This window comes from Microbacterium halophytorum, from assembly GCF_002970975.1.
GTDB classification, from domain to species: Bacteria; Actinomycetota; Actinomycetes; order Actinomycetales; family Microbacteriaceae; genus Microbacterium; species Microbacterium halophytorum.
In genome coordinates this window covers 379,849-395,581 of the sequence record NZ_KZ672982.1, presented here as the reverse complement: position 1 = coordinate 395,581, position 15,733 = coordinate 379,849, and the positions used below count along the sequence as shown (strand labels likewise).

The 15,733-nt window shown below is 70.4% G+C and carries 15 protein-coding genes; 9 read left to right on the top strand and 6 right to left on the bottom strand.

Features of this window, described 5'->3' with window-relative positions:
• The 3 genes from rnc to C0010_RS01860 all read left to right on the top strand — a co-directional run.
• A partial coding sequence (gene rnc, locus C0010_RS01870) for a ribonuclease III (RefSeq protein WP_105565557.1) occupies positions 1 to 683 on the top strand: 683 nt, incomplete at its 5' end.
• Positions 684 to 687: 4 nt separating this feature from the next.
• A complete protein-coding gene (mutM, locus tag C0010_RS01865; RefSeq protein ID WP_105565338.1) occupies positions 688 to 1,596 on the top strand; it encodes a bifunctional DNA-formamidopyrimidine glycosylase/DNA-(apurinic or apyrimidinic site) lyase in 909 nt (302 codons plus the stop codon).
• A gap of 295 nt (positions 1,597 to 1,891) precedes the next feature.
• Positions 1,892 to 2,686 carry a CPBP family intramembrane glutamic endopeptidase gene (locus C0010_RS01860; protein ID WP_158685218.1) on the top strand — a complete coding sequence of 265 codons (795 nt, stop codon included), beginning with the start codon at positions 1,892 to 1,894 and terminating at the stop codon, positions 2,684 to 2,686.
• 59 nt (positions 2,687 to 2,745) lie between these two features.
• On the opposite strand, the gene C0010_RS01855 is transcribed toward C0010_RS01860, so the two are convergent.
• From C0010_RS01855 to C0010_RS01845, 3 genes are all read right to left on the bottom strand, one after another.
• The gene (locus C0010_RS01855; protein WP_105565556.1) at positions 2,746 to 3,768 is read right to left on the bottom strand and encodes a zinc-dependent alcohol dehydrogenase family protein; all 1,023 of its coding nucleotides are present in this window, start codon (positions 3,766 to 3,768) and stop codon (positions 2,746 to 2,748) included.
• 202 nt (positions 3,769 to 3,970) lie between these two features.
• The gene (locus C0010_RS01850) at positions 3,971 to 4,891 is read right to left on the bottom strand and encodes a helix-turn-helix transcriptional regulator (protein ID WP_105565336.1); all 921 of its coding nucleotides are present in this window, start codon (positions 4,889 to 4,891) and stop codon (positions 3,971 to 3,973) included.
• A gap of 162 nt (positions 4,892 to 5,053) precedes the next feature.
• Positions 5,054 to 6,301, bottom strand: coding sequence for an MFS transporter (locus C0010_RS01845; protein ID WP_105565335.1), 1,248 nt, complete (start codon positions 6,299 to 6,301; stop codon positions 5,054 to 5,056).
• Positions 6,302 to 6,683: 382 nt separating this feature from the next.
• On the opposite strand from C0010_RS01845, the gene C0010_RS01840 reads away from it, so the two are divergent.
• Positions 6,684 to 7,121, top strand: coding sequence for a cupin domain-containing protein (locus tag C0010_RS01840; RefSeq protein WP_105565555.1), 438 nt, complete (start codon positions 6,684 to 6,686; stop codon positions 7,119 to 7,121).
• A gap of 343 nt (positions 7,122 to 7,464) precedes the next feature.
• Positions 7,465 to 7,854 carry a YccF domain-containing protein gene (locus tag C0010_RS01830; RefSeq protein ID WP_105565334.1) on the top strand — a complete coding sequence of 130 codons (390 nt, stop codon included), beginning with the start codon at positions 7,465 to 7,467 and terminating at the stop codon, positions 7,852 to 7,854.
• A 190-nt stretch (positions 7,855 to 8,044) separates the two neighbouring features.
• Here the strand turns inward: C0010_RS01830 and C0010_RS01825 are convergent, their stop codons facing one another.
• From C0010_RS01825 to C0010_RS01815, 3 genes are all read right to left on the bottom strand, one after another.
• Positions 8,045 to 8,311 (bottom strand): hypothetical protein, encoded by a 267-nt coding sequence (locus tag C0010_RS01825; protein WP_105565333.1) that lies wholly within the window; start codon positions 8,309 to 8,311, stop codon positions 8,045 to 8,047.
• Between the two features lie 570 nt (positions 8,312 to 8,881).
• The gene (locus tag C0010_RS01820) at positions 8,882 to 9,448 is read right to left on the bottom strand and encodes a GNAT family N-acetyltransferase (RefSeq protein WP_105565332.1); all 567 of its coding nucleotides are present in this window, start codon (positions 9,446 to 9,448) and stop codon (positions 8,882 to 8,884) included.
• Positions 9,449 to 9,543: 95 nt separating this feature from the next.
• Complete coding sequence (locus tag C0010_RS01815; RefSeq protein WP_105565331.1) at positions 9,544 to 10,509, bottom strand: LacI family DNA-binding transcriptional regulator; 966 nt, start codon at positions 10,507 to 10,509, stop codon at positions 9,544 to 9,546.
• A 122-nt stretch (positions 10,510 to 10,631) separates the two neighbouring features.
• Between C0010_RS01815 and C0010_RS01810 the strand changes: the two genes are divergently transcribed.
• The 4 genes from C0010_RS01810 to C0010_RS01795 are packed head-to-tail and all read left to right on the top strand — an operon-like array spanning position 10,632 to position 15,732.
• Positions 10,632 to 12,272, top strand: coding sequence for an HAD-IIIA family hydrolase (locus tag C0010_RS01810; protein WP_198410784.1), 1,641 nt, complete (start codon positions 10,632 to 10,634; stop codon positions 12,270 to 12,272).
• A gap of 24 nt (positions 12,273 to 12,296) precedes the next feature.
• On the top strand, positions 12,297 to 13,196 hold the full coding sequence (locus C0010_RS01805) for a cell division protein FtsQ (protein WP_105565330.1): 900 nt from the start codon (positions 12,297 to 12,299) through the stop codon (positions 13,194 to 13,196).
• The gene (locus C0010_RS01800) at positions 13,196 to 14,902 is read left to right on the top strand and encodes an ABC transporter ATP-binding protein (protein WP_105565553.1); all 1,707 of its coding nucleotides are present in this window, start codon (positions 13,196 to 13,198) and stop codon (positions 14,900 to 14,902) included. Before C0010_RS01805 ends, C0010_RS01800 begins: the two co-directional genes overlap by 1 nt.
• Positions 14,899 to 15,732, top strand: coding sequence for an energy-coupling factor transporter transmembrane component T family protein (locus tag C0010_RS01795; protein ID WP_105565329.1), 834 nt, complete (start codon positions 14,899 to 14,901; stop codon positions 15,730 to 15,732). The genes C0010_RS01800 and C0010_RS01795 overlap by 4 nt, the downstream gene beginning before the upstream one ends.
• Position 15,733 lies beyond the last annotated feature (1 nt).

The following is a 15,733-nucleotide window of genomic DNA, read 5'->3' as shown; positions in this document are numbered from 1 at the left end:
TCGGCGTCGATATCGACGCCGAGCTTCTCGGTCTTGCGCTCACGCACCGCTCGTACGCGTACGAGCACGGCGGCATCCCCCACAACGAGCGCCTCGAGTTCCTCGGCGACTCCATCCTGGGCCAGGCCGTCACGGTGCAGCTGTTCACGACGCTCCCGGATATCGACGAGGGCGGTCTGGCGAAGCGCCGTGCCGCGGTCGTATCGACCGTCGCCCTTGCCGAGGTGGCCCGCGGGCTCGGCCTCGGCGCTTACCTGAAGCTCGGCAGGGGTGAGGAGAACACGGGCGGCCGCGACAAGGACTCGCTGCTGGCCGATGCCACCGAGGCGATCATCGGGGCCGCGTACCTCTCGGCGGGCGCCGATGCGGCGACCGCGTTCGTGCTGCGGCTCGTGGAGCCGCTGCTCGCCGACCCCGATCGCTACGGCGCGGCGATGGACCCGAAGACGAGCCTGCAGGAGCTCGCGGCGCGCATGGGCGCCGAGCCGCCGGCGTACGAGGTGTCGTCGTCGGGCCCGGATCACAACCGCCGGTTCACGGCGACCGTGACGGTCGCCGAGCACTCGCAGCAGGGCGAGGGCACGAGCAAGAAGAACGCCGAGATGGCTGCCGCGCTGACCCTGTGGCACGCCCTCAGCGAGCGCGAAGGCACCGGATCGGCGCCGCGCGCCGGCGCGAAGTAGCCGCGTGCCCGAACTGCCGGAGGTCGAGGTCGTCCGACACGGCCTGCAGCCCGCCGTCGTCGGTGCGACGATCGAGAGCGTCGAGGTGTTCGACGCTCGCGCCCTGACGCGCCACGACGGCTCGCCGGCTGACTTCGAGGGACGCCTGGTCGGGCGGCTCCTGCTCGCGGCCGCCCGACGGGGGAAGTTCCTGTGGCTGCCGCTGGGGGAGCGCGGCCGCGGCGGCGAGGCCATCATGGTGCACCTCGGAATGAGCGGCCAGATGCTCCTGCGGGAGCCGGGGGCTCCCGCGGAACGGCACGAGCGGGTCCGGTTCGGCATCCGCCACCCCGAGCACGGTGAGCTGGCGGTGGTGTTCTCCGACCAGCGCACCTTCGGCTCGCTCGCGATCGATCCGCTGATGCCGACGCCGGACGACGCCGCCGGCGGTTTCGGGGATCCCGCCCCCGCCGTGCCGGCGCAGGCGGCGCACATCGCGCGCGACCCGCTCGACCCTGCTTTCGACGATGGCGCGTTCCGCGCGCGCCTCGCGCGATCGTCATCCGGGATCAAGCGCGTGCTGCTCGACCAGACGGTGGCCAGCGGCATCGGGAACATCTATGCCGATGAGTCGCTGTGGGCCGCGCGCATCCACCCGGAGACGGCTGCCCGGGCGCTCTCGACCCGCGCGGCGAACCGCCTGCTCGCGGAGGTGCGCGCGGTTCTCGAGAGGGCCCTCGCCGAGGGCGGCACGAGCTTCGACGCGCAGTACGTCAACGTGAACGGTCAGGCCGGGTACTTCGCGCGCTCGCTCAACGCGTACGGGCTCGCCGGGCGACCCTGCCCTCGTTGCGGCGCGCCCATCGTCCGGGCGCAGTTCATGAACCGATCGAGTCACTTCTGCCCCGACTGCCAGCGAAAGCGTTCGACGTAGCGGTTCGCATCCGATCTGATGACGAGGGGCAGGGAGGCCCCCGTCGTAGCCGCGTTTCCCGGGCCGAATGCAGAACGACGCGCAGGGCCCCAGCGGAATCGCCTGCACGAAACGCTCGGTTGCGCCACCTGACCGATGTCGAGACCGCGCCGACTATTCAATCACGAGACGCTGCATTCGCGCTCACACAGACATCGGAACCGAACTCACCGCGGTTCATTTCGCAGCGACGCGCTCGCATGCCTTCCGGTTATCCCGACTGACCGTCGGTGTGAACGTCACTATCGTCTCTGCTGTGACGACGAAAGAGTGGTGGGGACGGAAACGTGCGTCGCGGTCGCCGTTCGTCGCCGTCGCCCTCGGCATCGCGATCCAGCTCGCACGGTTCGGAGTCATCGTCGGCGCCTTGGCCGTCGCACCGATGGTGGGCGTCTCCGGGTGGTACGCGGGGCTGTTCGCGAACGTCGCCTGTGTGCTGTTCGCTGTCGCGCTCGTGACCGTGCTCGGTCTGTGGCGCGGATCGGGTTCGGCGAGGTGGTGGCGCTCACCGCTCGCGGCGCTGTGGCTCCTTCCCTTCGTCCTGGAAGGAGCGCTGAGGTTCGCGCTGCCGGGCGGCATCGAGGTTCCCCCACCGGGCATCGCGTTGTGGACGTGCACCCTCCTCCTCGCCTCGCTCAACGAGGAGCTGGTGAATCGGGTCGCCGTGTTGGGCGTGCTCGGCAGGACGGTGGGACCGACATGGTCGGCAGTCGCCTCCGCCGCGCTGTTCGGCCTCGCTCATCTCTCCCTCCTCGTCACGACGCCGACGAGGACCGCAGATGACATCCTGCTCAATGTGCTCGCCTCGGCCGCGTTCGGCTTCGCGCTCGCGGCGTTCCAGATCCGCTTCCGCTGGGTGCTGTCCCTCGTACTGGTGCACGCGTTCGCCAACGCGTCGGTGATCTTCACAGAGGTTGAGATGCCGTTCGTCGGTGACGTCGCGATCCACGCGGCATTCGTGCTCTTCGGAATCCTGCTCCTCAGGACCGGTCAGCGAGGGACAGTCGCCCGGAGGAACGATGGCGTGCTGACGCGTCAGAGGACGGAGTGACTGCGAAGGGGCCGGACATCGGTCCCCGGCCTCTCGACAACCGAGGACCGCAACGACGCTCAGAGAGTGAGCAGGACCTTGGTGGCGCGGCGCTCGTCCATCGCCTTGTAGCCCTCGGCGGCCTCCTCGATGGGGAGCTCGAGGTCGAAGACGACACCGGGGTCGATCCGGTCGGTCATGATGAGGTCGATCAGCTCGGGCAGGAAGCGGCGCACCGGGGCGGGGCCGCCGAGCAGGCTCACGGTCGAGAAGAAGAGGTCCAGGCCGTCGAGCTCCACGCCGTGGGAGACGCCGACGTAGCCGACGTGCCCGCCGGGCCGGGCGGCGTGGATGGCCTGCATCATCGATTCCTGGGTGCCGACGGCCTCGACGGTGGAGTGCGCCCCGTATCCGTCGGTGAGCTCCCTGATCCTGGCGACGCCGTCCTCGCCGCGCTCCTCGACGATGTCGGTCGCGCCGAACTGCGTGGCCAGGGCCTGCCGGTCGGCGTGGCGGGACATGGCGATGATGCGCTCCGCGCCGAGCTGCTTGGCGGCGAGGATGGCGAGGAGTCCGACGGCTCCGTCGCCGACGACGGCGACGGTCTTCCCGGGGCCGGCCTCCGCAGCAACGGCGGCGAACCATCCGGTGCCGAGCACGTCGGATGCGGCGAGCAGGCTCCTGGTCTGGGCCTCGGTGGGCTTGCCGTCGACCGTGACGAGGGTGCCGTCAGCGAGGGGGATCCGGGCGTAGTCGGCCTGGGTGCCGATCGCGCCCATCATGACCTGGTGGATGCAGCGGGACTGGAAACCTGCCCGGCAGATCTCGCAGGTGTTGTCGGAGGCGACGAAGGACCCGACGACGAAGTCGCCGACGGCGATGTCCTTCACCTCCGCGCCGATCTCCTCGACGACGCCGATGTACTCGTGGCCCATGGGAGTCGGGCCGTTCACGTGCTCGATGCCGCGGTAGGGCCAGAGATCGGAGCCGCAGATGCAGGCGGCGGTGACGCGGATGACCGCGTCGGTGGGCTTGACGATCTCGGCCTTCTCGACCTCGTCGGTGCGGACGTCTCCGGGGGCGTGCATGACGACTGCGCGCATGGTGTTTCTCCTCTGGTGTTGACTCTGCTGCTCTTCGATCAGAGTTCGCTCGGCCTCGTGGCGGGAGTCCCTGTCAGGGCCTCCCTCTTGGGGCCGGGGCTCGGCGACGGGGATGTCGTAGAGCTCACCGGCGGCCAGGTCGTCGCCGATGCTCCAGGTGATCTTCATCCGTGCCGAGGCTCCTTTCCCGCGAGCGCGGGTGTCAGCCGTTCCGCGTGGACGGCCCTGCGTCGGCGGCCGCGCGCGGCTCTTCGTCGGCGGTCCGCGTTTCGAGCTCCTCGCTCGCGGCCCAGGAGGCCAGCAGGTGCATCCGCTCAACCGACGGCGAGCCCGGTTCCGCTGCGTAGATCGTCAGAGTCAGGCCGTGCTCGGCTTCCATCTCCATGCCCTCATAGGCCAGGGTCATCTCTCCGACGATCGAGTGGTGGAAGGTCTTGAACCCGGTGCCGTGGTGGCGCACGTTCTGCGCGCCCCACAACCGGCGGAACTCCTCGCTCCGGGTGGAGAGCTCTCCGATCAGGTCGTGCAGCTCCTTGTTGTGAGGGTCCCGGCCGGCCTCCGTGCGCAGGATCGAGACCGTGATCTCTGCGAAGGAGTCCCAGTCCGGGTAGAACTCATACGCGCGCTCGTCCAGGAAGGTGAAGCGGGCGATGTTCGGAGGCTGGCCGGGCATGTCGTAGACGTCCTTGTAGAAGGCCCCGCCCAGTGCGTTCGCCGCCAGGAGGTCCATCCGCCCGTTGCGCACGAACGCCGGGCCCGCGGTGACCGCGTCCAATGTCCACTGCAGGCTCGGGTGCGGAGTCCAGCACTTCGAGCTGCGCTTCCGCGGCGGGCGGCCGACCGGGTCGGCGGCCCGGGCGAGATTGAACAGGTGCGCGCGTTCGGCGTCGTCCAGCAGCAGCGCCTTCGCGACCGCGTTCAGCACCTCCGGGGACGCGCCCCGGATCGCGCCGCGCTCCAACTTCGTGTAGTACTCCACGCTGACGCCGGCCAGGGTCGCGACCTCGCTGCGCCGAAGGCCCGCCACGCGTCGGTTCGTGCCGGCGGGCAGGTCGACGTCCTTCGGCTCCACCTTCGCGCGGCGGGAGGTCAGGAACTCGCGCACTTCCGCCTTGTTGTCCATGCCTTCAACGCTAGACCGGACGCCCCGCCCGAGGGAGTCCCTCGCGGTACCCCCTCGCCGCGGGGCATTCGCAGTTCCCTCGGCGAGAGAACACCGAATACGAGAGGACGCCCCCTCTCGCGTCTCGCGAGCCCGGGGCGTCCCTTCGTTCTGGTTGGAGATTCAGGCCTCGACGGCGACGGGTTCGTCCTGCGGGCGGCCGTGCTCCGCGGCGGCCCGCTCGGCGCGGCGGTCCTTGACGATGAGGATGCTCAGCGGCAGGAAGTACAGCGCGGCGATCGCAGCACCGACGACGACAGGGCCTGTCGCCCCGAGCGCGGACCCGAGGGCGACCCCGGCGATCCAGGAGCCGACCGCGGTGCCGATGTTGAAGGCGGAGGTGGCAAGCGCTGAGGCCAAGGTGGGTGCCTCATCGGCGTAGCCGACGGCCTTGCCGATGAGGATCGGGTTGGTCGACATGCCGAACAGGCCCAAGAGGAACACGAGCGGCGCGGTCGCGAACGGCGAGTGGGAGAAGAGCAGCAGGCCGACCAGGACGAGGAGGGTCGCCGTCGCCGATGCGAACAGCACCGCGTACGGCTTGGAGGAACCGATGCGGCCGCCGAGGTTGGAGCCGATCAGCGCGCCGGCGCCGTAGGCCAGCAGCACCAGCGGCACGGCGGAGGCGGCCATGCCGGTGCTCTCGGTGAGGAGCGGGGAGATGAAGCTGTAGACGGCCAGGGACGATCCGCACACGATCGCGGCCCCGGCGAGGACGAGCCAGACACGGGCGTCGCGCAGGTTGGAGACCTCGGCCCGCACCGACGGCACGGGGCCGCCCGCGGTCTCGGCGGGCACCTGCTTGAGGATCGCGATCACGGCGAGCACGGCGAGGACGGCGAGGGCCCAGAACGGACCGCGCCAACCGACGGACTGGCCGGCGAACGCACCGAGGGGGACGCCGACGACGTTGGCGAGCATGCCGCCGCCGAGCACGATGCCGAGCGCACGGGAGCCGAGCCGGGGCCCGACGGCCTTCGCGGCGACGACGGCGGCGACGGCCCAGAATGCGCCGGTGGCCAGCGCGGTGAGGAAGCGCATGCCGAGGATGAGCGGGAAGCTCGTGGTGAGTGCGACGACGACGTGGCCGATGGCGAAGACGACGAGCGCGAGAGAGAGGGTGAAGCGGCGCTGGAGCCGCAGCGTGGCGATCGCCATCAAGGGCGTGCCGACGATCATCCCGATGGCGAACACGGTGATCATCAGCCCGGCGTCAGCGACGCTGACGCCGATGTCAGCGGCGATCTCGGGGAGGATGCCGGCGACGATGAACTCGGTGGTGCCCATGAGGAACACGCCGGCGGCGAGGACGTAGACCACGAACGGCAGTCGGGCGGTTCCGGTGGCGACCCGGGCGGATGCTTCTGGCATGACGAGGGGAGTCCTTCGGGTGGGGGAGCGGTCGTGCGGAGGGTGGGAGCGGCGCCGGCGCCCTGGGCGGAGCGGATGTTGCGGCGGTGCCCACCATCGATGCGACCACGACTCATGGACGCGTGGGAGTCCCGCCTGAGGGAGGTACTCGGAGAGACTCCCGGCGGCGTCGCCCGGTGCTTACCGTTGAGGCGGTGGCGGAACTGCGACCGAGGCTGGCGGCGTCGGCCTGTCCGATCCTCCACTGGATGCGAAGCACTGACGGAAGGACCCCCACCATGAGCACTTTCGCGATCGTCGGAGCCGGACCCGGGCTCGTCCCCGGCCGGACCGAGGAAACCAGCTCGCTCTGGCGCGAGATGAATCGGAAGGAACGATGACCATGACGGAGAACGGCTTCGACCAGATTTTCCCGCTCGGAGGGCCCAATGACGGATACGCGCAGTACTTCACCGGACGGAGTTACCTGGCACCGCTGACTGACGGGAGCATGCCCGTCAGCAACGTGACCTTCGAGCCGGGCTGCCGCAACAACTGGCACATCCACCACGGAACGGACGGTGGAGGGGATCAGATCCTGCTGTGCACCGCGGGCTCCGGGTGGTACCAGGCCGAGGGTGAGGACCCGATCAGCCTTGAGCCCGGAGCCGTTGTTCGTGTCCCCGCCGGCACCAAGCACTGGCACGGGGCGAAGGCCGACAGATGGTTCTCCCACCTGGCCTTCATCACGCCCGGCGACGGGGTCAGAAACGAATGGCTGGAGCCCGTCGCCGACGAGGTGTACGGCCGACTGCCCAAGGACAGCGGAGAGCGCGCATGACCATCCTGAACGAGACGCAGAGAAGCACGGCGTGAGCATTCCGCGGCTGTGCATCCGGTACGCCCTGCAGCTCGGGGGCGGTGTCGATTCCGAGGACGGCGAACCCCGAGCGCATGCGGTCCAATGCTGACGTCGACTTCGAGGGCTCAGAAGTCGACGTGACCGCGCTGCGGTGGGTCGATCCAGCGAACGGCATTCGCGAACCGCTCGGTCGCTTCCGCCCGAGGTGCCAGAAGAAGCGCTGACACGGCATCTCGTCGGAATCGCCGACCCCGGCGTCGGCAAGGAGCCGGATCGGGCCCCTACAGCGGCCGCCAGGGTGCGCGCGCTCAGAATGGGATCTATGCGCACACTCCTCAACATCATCTGGCTCGTGCTGTCGGGGTTCTGGATGTTCCTCGGCTATGTGCTCGCGGGCATCGTGCTGTGCGTCCTGATCGTCACGATCCCGTGGGGCTTCGCTTCGTTCCGGATCGCCGTGTACGCGCTCTGGCCTTTCGGCCGCATGGTCATTGATAAGCCGACGGCGGGAGTCGGATCGTTCCTCGGCAATGTCGTATGGGTGATCCTCGCCGGGTGGTGGCTCGCGATCGGGCACATCATCACGGGCATCGCCATGATGATCACGATCATCGGGATCCCGCTCGGCATCGCGAGCTTCAAGCTCGTCCCGGTCTCGCTCATGCCTCTCGGCAAGGAGATCGTGGATTCCCGCACCCTGCAAGCGGTGTGAGCAAACGATGACTCGCGCTGCCTCAGCGCGATGTCTCTGCGGATGAGGAGGTCAACGGCGACTCTCCATCCGCATACTGCGCGCTCATCGGGCTGTGTGCGGCGGCCCGGAGCGATCGCGCCGGATGGTGCGTCGCAGCACTGCCTCGTGAGCACCGACGCGGCGTCGGTGCTCACGAGGCGAGTGGGCATCAGCGGCCCGCTGGTTGTACGAACACGCCGTGGAGGAGCGCGCCCCTGGCGAGCGAGTCATCCGCGGCGTGCCTGGCGTACAGCGGCGCGCGGGGATCGTCCGCGAGCGCGGAGATGTGCGGCGTGTGCTCGGCGTCGGGGCGAGTGCTCCAGATCAGCATGGCGACGGCGATGCGCATCACCATGCGATCCAGCGCGCTGGTCCTGGGGATCCGGTGCACGAGTTCGACGGAGCCGACGGCGCCGCTGTCGAGCTCGTGCTGCATGGGTTGGGTATGGACGGGGGGCGAAACGGTCACGATGGACTCCAGTGAGGATGTGCTGACTGCGAGTGGATTGCGGTGCGCGACGAACGGCGCACGCACGGGCTCGTCGGCGAAGGCGCGACATGGCCGGAGCCGCGCACGGCACGCGGCGTGCGCGGCTCGGGGCGGAACCGACCGGTCCGTGGCTTCAGCGGTGAACGGAAAGGACCGCGGAAGCGGAAGCCTCGGCGCCGGGATCGGCTGCCTGGGTCGAGATCGACCCGGTGACGCGGGGTCTAGCCCTGACGTCGGGCGGACGAACCGCGCACGTGGCGTCGCGTGAGGTCACCGAGGGTCAGAGTCGGGGCGGAAACCATGGTCGGGATCATCATGGTGTTCTCCTCTCAGTACTCTGCGGGCAGTGGCGCCCGGAACGGACCTACGAAGGGAACGCTATGGGCATCCGGGCGTGTCGTCAAGCGACGCGCCAGAGATCGGCACGGATGCGCGGTGATCGGGCGCGGGGCGCAGGGGCCGGCCGCGTGCACGGCGCGCCGCGGTGCCGGCGCGTGGTCGGCATCGCCGACGCGATCAGCCCCGGCCTTCCGAGCGGCCGTCCCAGTCGCGTCTGAGCAGGCCGTACACCCAGGTGTCCGACACGTCGCCGTCCACGATGCAGTCCTCGCGCAGCGTGCCCTCGCGGACGAATCCGAGCTTCTCGAGCACTCGGGCGGAGCCGATGTTGCGGGTGTCGGCCTCCGCCTGGACCCGGTTCAGGTCGAGGGTCGCGAACGCCCAGGTCAGGAGCGCCCGCGCTGCCTCCGTCGCGCAGCCCTTGCCCCAGGAGTCCTGGACGAAGCAGTAGCCGATCTCCGCGCTCCTGTACTCCGGGTTCCAGCTGCCCAGCGTGCACCATCCGATGAACGCCCCGTCGGATGCTCTGTCGACGGCGAGCCGCACCCCCGTGCCCTCGTCCGCCATCCGGCGACACCTGTCGAAGAAGGCGTCGATGCGCGATCGATCAGCCCACGGCGGGGAGTCCCAGTACCGCAGCACGTGTGCGTCGCTCTGCAGCGCGTAGATCGCTTCGCGGTCGCCGTCGTCGAAAGGACGCAGGCGCAGGCGGTCGGTGCTCAGTGTCGGCGTCGCCAGCGGCATGGGACCAGCATTCCACAGAACGACCTGCTGGACTCCGTCCGTTCCGCGACTCGTGGTCCCGACCTCCGGCCGGTCGTTCTCGCACCGTCGGCGGGTCAGGACGAACCGCGCACCACGAGCGCGGGGGAGGCCACCTCGCGCGCCGGCGCGCCGCCCTCCAGCAGTGCGAGGGCCTGCGACATGGCGGCCGCACCCATCGCGCTGCGCGGCTGGTCCACGCTCGTGAGGCCGGGGCGCACGAGGTCAGCGAGCTCGGTGTTGTCGTAGCCGACCACGGCGAGATCCTGCGGCACGCGGATGCCGCGGTCGGTCGCGTCGGCGACGACCTGGGCCGCGATGCGGTCGTTCGCGGCGAATGCCGCCGTGAGTCCTCCTGACGAAGCCTCCTCCAGCAGCAGATCGATGCCGCCCTCGCGCACGTCGTACTCGCGCGGCTCCGGCACGAGCGCGCGGTACGCGTCGCGGCGAGCGATCGACGCGGGGCGCGAGGATCCGTGCACATAGGCGATGCGCGCGTGCCCGCGCTCGTGCAGGTGCGCGACGGCGAGGCCGGCGCCGGTCTCGTCGTCGTTCCGGACCCAACCGGCCGCGTCGGGGACGGACGAGGGGCGGCCCACGACCACGATCGGGATCCGGCCCGCCGCGGCCGAGAGGTCGTCGGCGTCGAGGTGCCCCGTGACCGCGATCACGGCGTCGACGCCGAGTGCGATGAGGCCGGCGAGGCGCGTTCGCAGCAGGTCGCGGTCTCGGCGGCCGTGGCTGAGCACGACGTCGAACCCGGCCGCGGCTGCGGCGTCTTCGATGCCGTTCACGATCTCGGTCTGATAGGCGTTGCGGAGATCCGTGAGGAGTACGCCGACGAGATCGCTGCGTCCGCTCACGAGTCGCTGCGCCCAGCCGTTCGAGCGGTAGCCGAGCTCCTCCGCCGCGGCGAGGATGCGCTCCCGGCTCGCGCCGCTCACACCGCTCTCGCCGCGCAGAGCCGCCGATACGAGGGACTTCGACACCCCTGCCGCGTGCGCCACATCGATGATCGTCGGGCGGCGGGCGGATCCGGTCATGCCCCCAGTCTGACAGCGCGCATCGGGGCGGTCGCCGTCGCGTCGCGGCGCGCCTGGAACGTTCCGGAACTGTTCACCTCAGGTCCGCCCGCCCGTCATACCCCGCTCGTAGCGTCGTCGACGTGACCGACTCGCAGATGACTCCCTCGACGCCCTCCTGGAACGTTCCAGACGCCCTGCTGCTCGACTTCGGCGGTGTGATCTTCCAGACGCGGAAGAATCCAGCGGGCAAGCGCCGGCTGGCCGAGGGGATCGTCGCGCGCCTCGGCCGTGCGGAGATCGTCGCGGACGCCGAGCGCGTGCACTCGTCGATCGAGGCGGGGCTGACCGCACTTAAGCACTGGAAGCACGCGCAGAGCCGGCGGCGCCGGCCGCGCGAGCTCGCCCCGCGTGAGATCGTGGGCGACTTCCTCGTCTCGGATCTCGACGACGCCTCGAGGGCGCTCCTCACGGCCGAGGCCGACGAGGTCCTGCTCCAGGTGACGACCACGCTCTCCGCGCACGAGCTGCGCCCGGGCATCCGGGAGCTGCTCGACCTCGCGGACACCCACGGAATTCCGGTCGGCATCGTCTCGAACGCCCATTCGGGGCGCAGCCACCGCGCCGTGCTGGCCGAGCACGGCCTCGGCGATCGATTCGTCGTGCAGTGCTACTCGGACGAGGTCGGGCTGCGCAAGCCGCACCCGGGGATCATCGAGCTCGCGGCCGAGGCCTGCGGGACCGCGCCGGAACGCTGCTGGTACGTCGGGGACACGCAGGACCGCGACGTCGTCGCAGGACGCAGGGCGGGCGTGGCGGCGGTCGTTCTGACCCGCAGCCACCACACCGACGACCCTCCCTTCGCGATCGATGCCGAGGCCGATGCGGTGTACGAGACGCCGGAAGGGCTCGTGGACGCGCTCCGCGACGCGCTCGCGGTCGAGGCCCCCGCGGCCGCGCCCTCGAACGGCGTTAGCGCACGTGTCGAAGGCCCCGGCCGCGCCCTGCTGATCGACCACGGCGGCGTGATCTCGCTGTCGGAGCCCGATCCCGCGCTCCTCCACGGGTTCTCCGCGTGGCTGTCGCGCCTGCTCGCCGGCCCGGAGGCCGGGCCGGACCAGGCCGAGGTGGAGACCCTGATCGCCCGCGCCCGCGACGCGCATCGGGAGTTCAAGCGAGGCGTGGTCCAGCGGTTCGTCGAGGACGATGCACCCCTCGCCGAGGTCGACCCCGTCGCGTTCTGGCGGGACTGGTTCGGATCCTCGCTCAGCACCCGACAGCGCGCGGTGCTGACGGCGGAGGCGCACGACGTCATGGCGCGCTACGGCCGCGCGAAGTCGCGCCGCACGCTGCGGTCGGGCGTGCGCGAGCTGTTGGAGGCGTGCCGTGCCGACCGTGTGCCCGTCGTCGTCGTGTCGAACACCGTCAGCGGCCGCGCCGTGCGGGCCGAATGCGCGGCGCACGGCATCGACCACCTCATCGGTGCGTCGGTGTGCTCCGACGAGGCGGGCGTGCGCAAGCCCGATTCGTCCCTCGTCCGCGAGGCGCTGCGGATCGCCCGCGCCGACCCCGCCCGCACGTGGTTCCTCGGTGACAAGCCCCACAACGACGCAGCGGCCGCGCGGGCCGCCGGGGTCGCCCATCGCGCGGTCGTGCGAGGCGGTTCCACCGCCGACGGCGAGATCGACGCGGCCCGCGCATCGAGCCTGGCGACGCACGTCGTCGACGAGCCCGGAGACCTCATCCCCCTGATCACGGCCGTGCCCGCGGCCGCGTCCGCCTGACCCCGATCCGAAAAGGAACCCTCGATGTCCCTCTCCCAGACCGATGTCCGCCGCGGCGAGCTGCGCGGAGGCGGCGCCCAGACGACGAACACGCCGCAGAACCTCATGGTGTTCGTGCTCTCGATGGCCCTGTTCGGGCTGTCGAACATCATCCTCGAGGTGATCCCCGACATCACGATCGGGCCCGTCGACTTCTCCGTGAGCTACTTCGTGTTCGTCCCGATCACGCTTGCGGCGCTCGTGAGCCCCTTCTGGGTCGCCCTGGGTGCCCCGCTCGGCGAGATCATCTTCACCGACCTGCTGATGGGCGACTTCTCCGGCCTCGCCGAGGTCGAGGGCTTCATCCAGATGTTCCTCGCGATCTACATCGCCGGATCCGTCATCCGGAACCCGCTCAGCCGCGGGCAGATCGTCCTCGGCTCCCTTCTCGTCGTCGGAATCGACAAGTTCCTCTCGGCGGCCGTCGACCTCGCCAAAGTGTGGGTCGGTGTGGAGGACGCCGAGTTCGTCCAGGGACTGCCGGAGTCGGTCCTTCTGCTCGAAGGCATCGGCTTCGTCGTCGACCTGCTGATGTCGGGCGTGCTGTTCGGCGCGATCCCCGCGCTCTGGCTCATCCCCGCCCTCTACCGCCGCATCGAGCCGATGCTCGGGCTGCAGCCGCGGGAGCCGGGCAGGAGGATCCCCGGTTCCGTGCCGCGCGCCGGCTGGTTCGTGGCGGTCGCGATCCTGGCCGGCATCGGATCCTTCTTCTTCGCCTTCCTCGAGGCCTGGGACGTCGAGGTCGGGTCCGTCGAGGGCGACTTCCGCGAGCAGTTCGGCGACGGCTTCCTCTGGGTGAGCGTCGGTGCGATCGTGGTCGTCCTGATCATCGCGAGCATCCTGTTCGCGGTGTGGCGCAAGCGGCGCGGCGCGCGAGAGCGCTGATGTCCGGGCCGATCATCGAGGTGCGCGACCTCAGCTTCCGGTACCCCGGCGCCGAGCGCGATACCCTGCGCAACGTCGACCTGACGATCGAGCGCGGCGACTTCGTCGCGATCGTGGGCGGCAACGGATCCGGCAAGACGACGCTCTGCAAGACCTTCAACGGGCTCGTGCCCCACTACTGGTCGGGCGAGTTCGCCGGGACCGTGAGCATCGCGGGGGAGGACACCTGGGGATCCTCGGTCGCGCGCCTGTCGTGGACCGTCGGCTACGTCTACCAGGACTTCCAGAACCAGCTCGTGCGGCCGACGGTGCGCGATGAGGTCGCGTTCGGGCCGATCAACTTCGGATTCGACGACCACGCGGAGCGCACGGACGAGGCGCTCGCCGCGGTGGGCGTCTCGCACCTCGCCGACCGCTTCGTGTGGCAGCTCTCGGGAGGGCAGGCGCACCGCGTCGCGCTCGCCTCCGTGCTTGCGATGCGGCCGGAGGTGATCGTCGTCGACGAGCCCGTCGCCGAGCTCGACCCCGCCGCGGCGCACGAGGTCTACGAGCAGCTCACGGCGCTGAACAGAGAGCGCGGGATCACGGTCATCACGATCGAGCATCACGCCGAGTTCATCGCCCAGTACGCGCGGTCGGTCGTGCTGATGAGCGACGGCGCGCCCGTCTGGCACCTGCCGGCGGGGGAGGCGCTCGAGCGCGCCGGGGAGCTCGCCGATCACGGCATCCCCGCACCCCAGATCGTCGACGCGCTGCGCGCCGCCGGCGTCGGCGGTGTCGCGCGTTCCGTCGACGCGGCGGCGGAACGCATCCGCGCGACGCGCGCCATCGCACCGGATGCCCCGGCGGAGCCGGCTGAGGCGCGAGCGGAGCGAGCGGAGCGAGCCGTCGTCGTCGAGGCGCACGGCGTCTCTCACGGGTTCCGCAGCGTGTCGGGCGAGGTCCAGTCCGTCATCGACGATCTCGACCTGTCCCTCCGCGAGGGCGACCGCGTCGCGATCATCGGCGGCAACGGCGCCGGCAAGACCACGCTCATGCGGCTGCTCGCGGGGATCCACGTGCCCCGGTCGGGTGAGGTCGTGCTCGACGGCGCGAACACTCGTGGTTCGCGCGCGGGCCGCCTCGCCGAGAAGGCCGCCTACCTCTACCAGCAGCCGGAACGGATGTTCCTCAAGGAATCGGTGCGCGCCGATGCCGAGCTGTTCCCGCGCAGCCGGAAGGACCCGGAAGCGACGGCGATCGTCGAGCGGATCCTCGACAGCGTGCGCCTGACCGAGTTCGCCGATCGCGACGGCCGCACGCTCTCGGGCGGGCAGCAGCGGCGCGCCACCCTTGCGATCGGCCTCGCGATGCGGCCGGCGCTCCTGCTGCTCGACGAGCCGACGGCGAGCCTCGACGTGGCGAGCCGTGACGACGTCATCGACATGCTCGCCGAGCTGGACGGGGTGATCTCGTGCACGGTCATCGCGACTCACGACATGCACCTCGTCTCGGAGTGGGCGACCCGCGTGATCGCGCTCGAGGCGGGGCGGATCGTCGCCGACACGACGCCGCGCGCCTTGTTCGCGGATGACGACCTGCTCGGGCGCGCGCGCCTGGTGCCGCCGCAGGTCGTGCAGCTCGGCCGGACTCTCGGCATGGACCCGGTTCCCCTCACGGTCGCCGAGTTCGCGGCCGCACTCACACGCACGGAGGTGCCCGCATGAGCGTCACCCGCAAGCAGCGCGATGTGCTGAGCGTCGAATGGATCAAGCTCGAGCTCATCCGCACCGCCTACTCGACCCGCGGCGGCCTCTTCGCCGCGATGGATCCGCGCGCCGTCCTCGCGTGGTACGTCCTGCTCGCACTCGCGCCCTGGTTCACCCACAACCTCACGACGATCGCGTGCCTGTTCGTGCTGGGCGTCGCCTCGGTCGCCGTCGCGCGCGTCGGCCCGCTCGTGCTCGGCCTGTTCGTGATCGGGCTCGGGTTCGAACTCGTGTACCTCGTGCTGGCCGCGACCCTGTTCGGCGGCGACTTCACGACGTTCGTGGCCCTCACGGAAGTGACGATGAAGATCGGCGTCGTCTCGCTCGCGAGCCTGGCTGCGTTCGTCTCCCTCGACCCCGAGAAGCTCTCCGATGCGCTCCTCGCCCTGCGCTGCCCGCCGACGATCGCCTTCGCCGTGTCGTACGGCTACCGGATGATGCCGATCCTCGTCGAGGAGTTCTCGACCGTGATGGAGGGCTACCGCCTGCGCCAGGCGCCGCCCGAGAAGGCCGGATTCCTCGGGTGGCGGTACGTCGCGCACTGGGCGACGCTCGCGGTGCGTGCGTTCTACCCGATCTTCCTCAACACGGCGAAGTCGGTGCGGACGACAGTGGAAGCGCTCGAGGCGCGCGGCTTCACGTTCGCGACGATCGACGGCCGTGGCCGTCGCATCCGCATCGCCGGGCTCCGCTTCGGCTGGCTCGACCTCGTCGTCGTGCTCGCGACCGCGGTGCTCATCGCCGCCAGCTTCGCCGTCGGCGCCGAATGGCCCGTGTATCGGGTATAGC

What these genes read in the sequence shown, in the direction of transcription:
- C0010_RS01850 (WP_105565336.1), bottom strand. Translation starts at nt 4,891, where the DNA reads ATGGACAACAAGGCGGAAGTGCGCGAGTTCCTGACCTCCCGCCGCGCG.
- C0010_RS01855 (WP_105565556.1), bottom strand. Translation starts at nt 3,768, where the DNA reads ATGCGCGCAGTCGTCATGCACGCCCCCGGAGACGTCCGCACCGACGAG.
- C0010_RS01845 (WP_105565335.1), bottom strand. Translation starts at nt 6,301, where the DNA reads ATGCCAGAAGCATCCGCCCGGGTCGCCACCGGAACCGCCCGACTGCCG.
- C0010_RS01820 (WP_105565332.1), bottom strand. Translation starts at nt 9,448, where the DNA reads ATGCCGCTGGCGACGCCGACACTGAGCACCGACCGCCTGCGCCTGCGT.
- C0010_RS01800 (WP_105565553.1), top strand. Translation starts at nt 13,196, where the DNA reads ATGTCCGGGCCGATCATCGAGGTGCGCGACCTCAGCTTCCGGTACCCC.
- C0010_RS01795 (WP_105565329.1), top strand. Translation starts at nt 14,899, where the DNA reads ATGAGCGTCACCCGCAAGCAGCGCGATGTGCTGAGCGTCGAATGGATC.
- C0010_RS01830 (WP_105565334.1), top strand. Translation starts at nt 7,465, where the DNA reads ATGCGCACACTCCTCAACATCATCTGGCTCGTGCTGTCGGGGTTCTGG.
- C0010_RS01840 (WP_105565555.1), top strand. Translation starts at nt 6,684, where the DNA reads ATGACGGAGAACGGCTTCGACCAGATTTTCCCGCTCGGAGGGCCCAAT.
- C0010_RS01815 (WP_105565331.1), bottom strand. Translation starts at nt 10,509, where the DNA reads ATGACCGGATCCGCCCGCCGCCCGACGATCATCGATGTGGCGCACGCG.
- C0010_RS01825 (WP_105565333.1), bottom strand. Translation starts at nt 8,311, where the DNA reads ATGCAGCACGAGCTCGACAGCGGCGCCGTCGGCTCCGTCGAACTCGTG.
- C0010_RS01805 (WP_105565330.1), top strand. Translation starts at nt 12,297, where the DNA reads ATGTCCCTCTCCCAGACCGATGTCCGCCGCGGCGAGCTGCGCGGAGGC.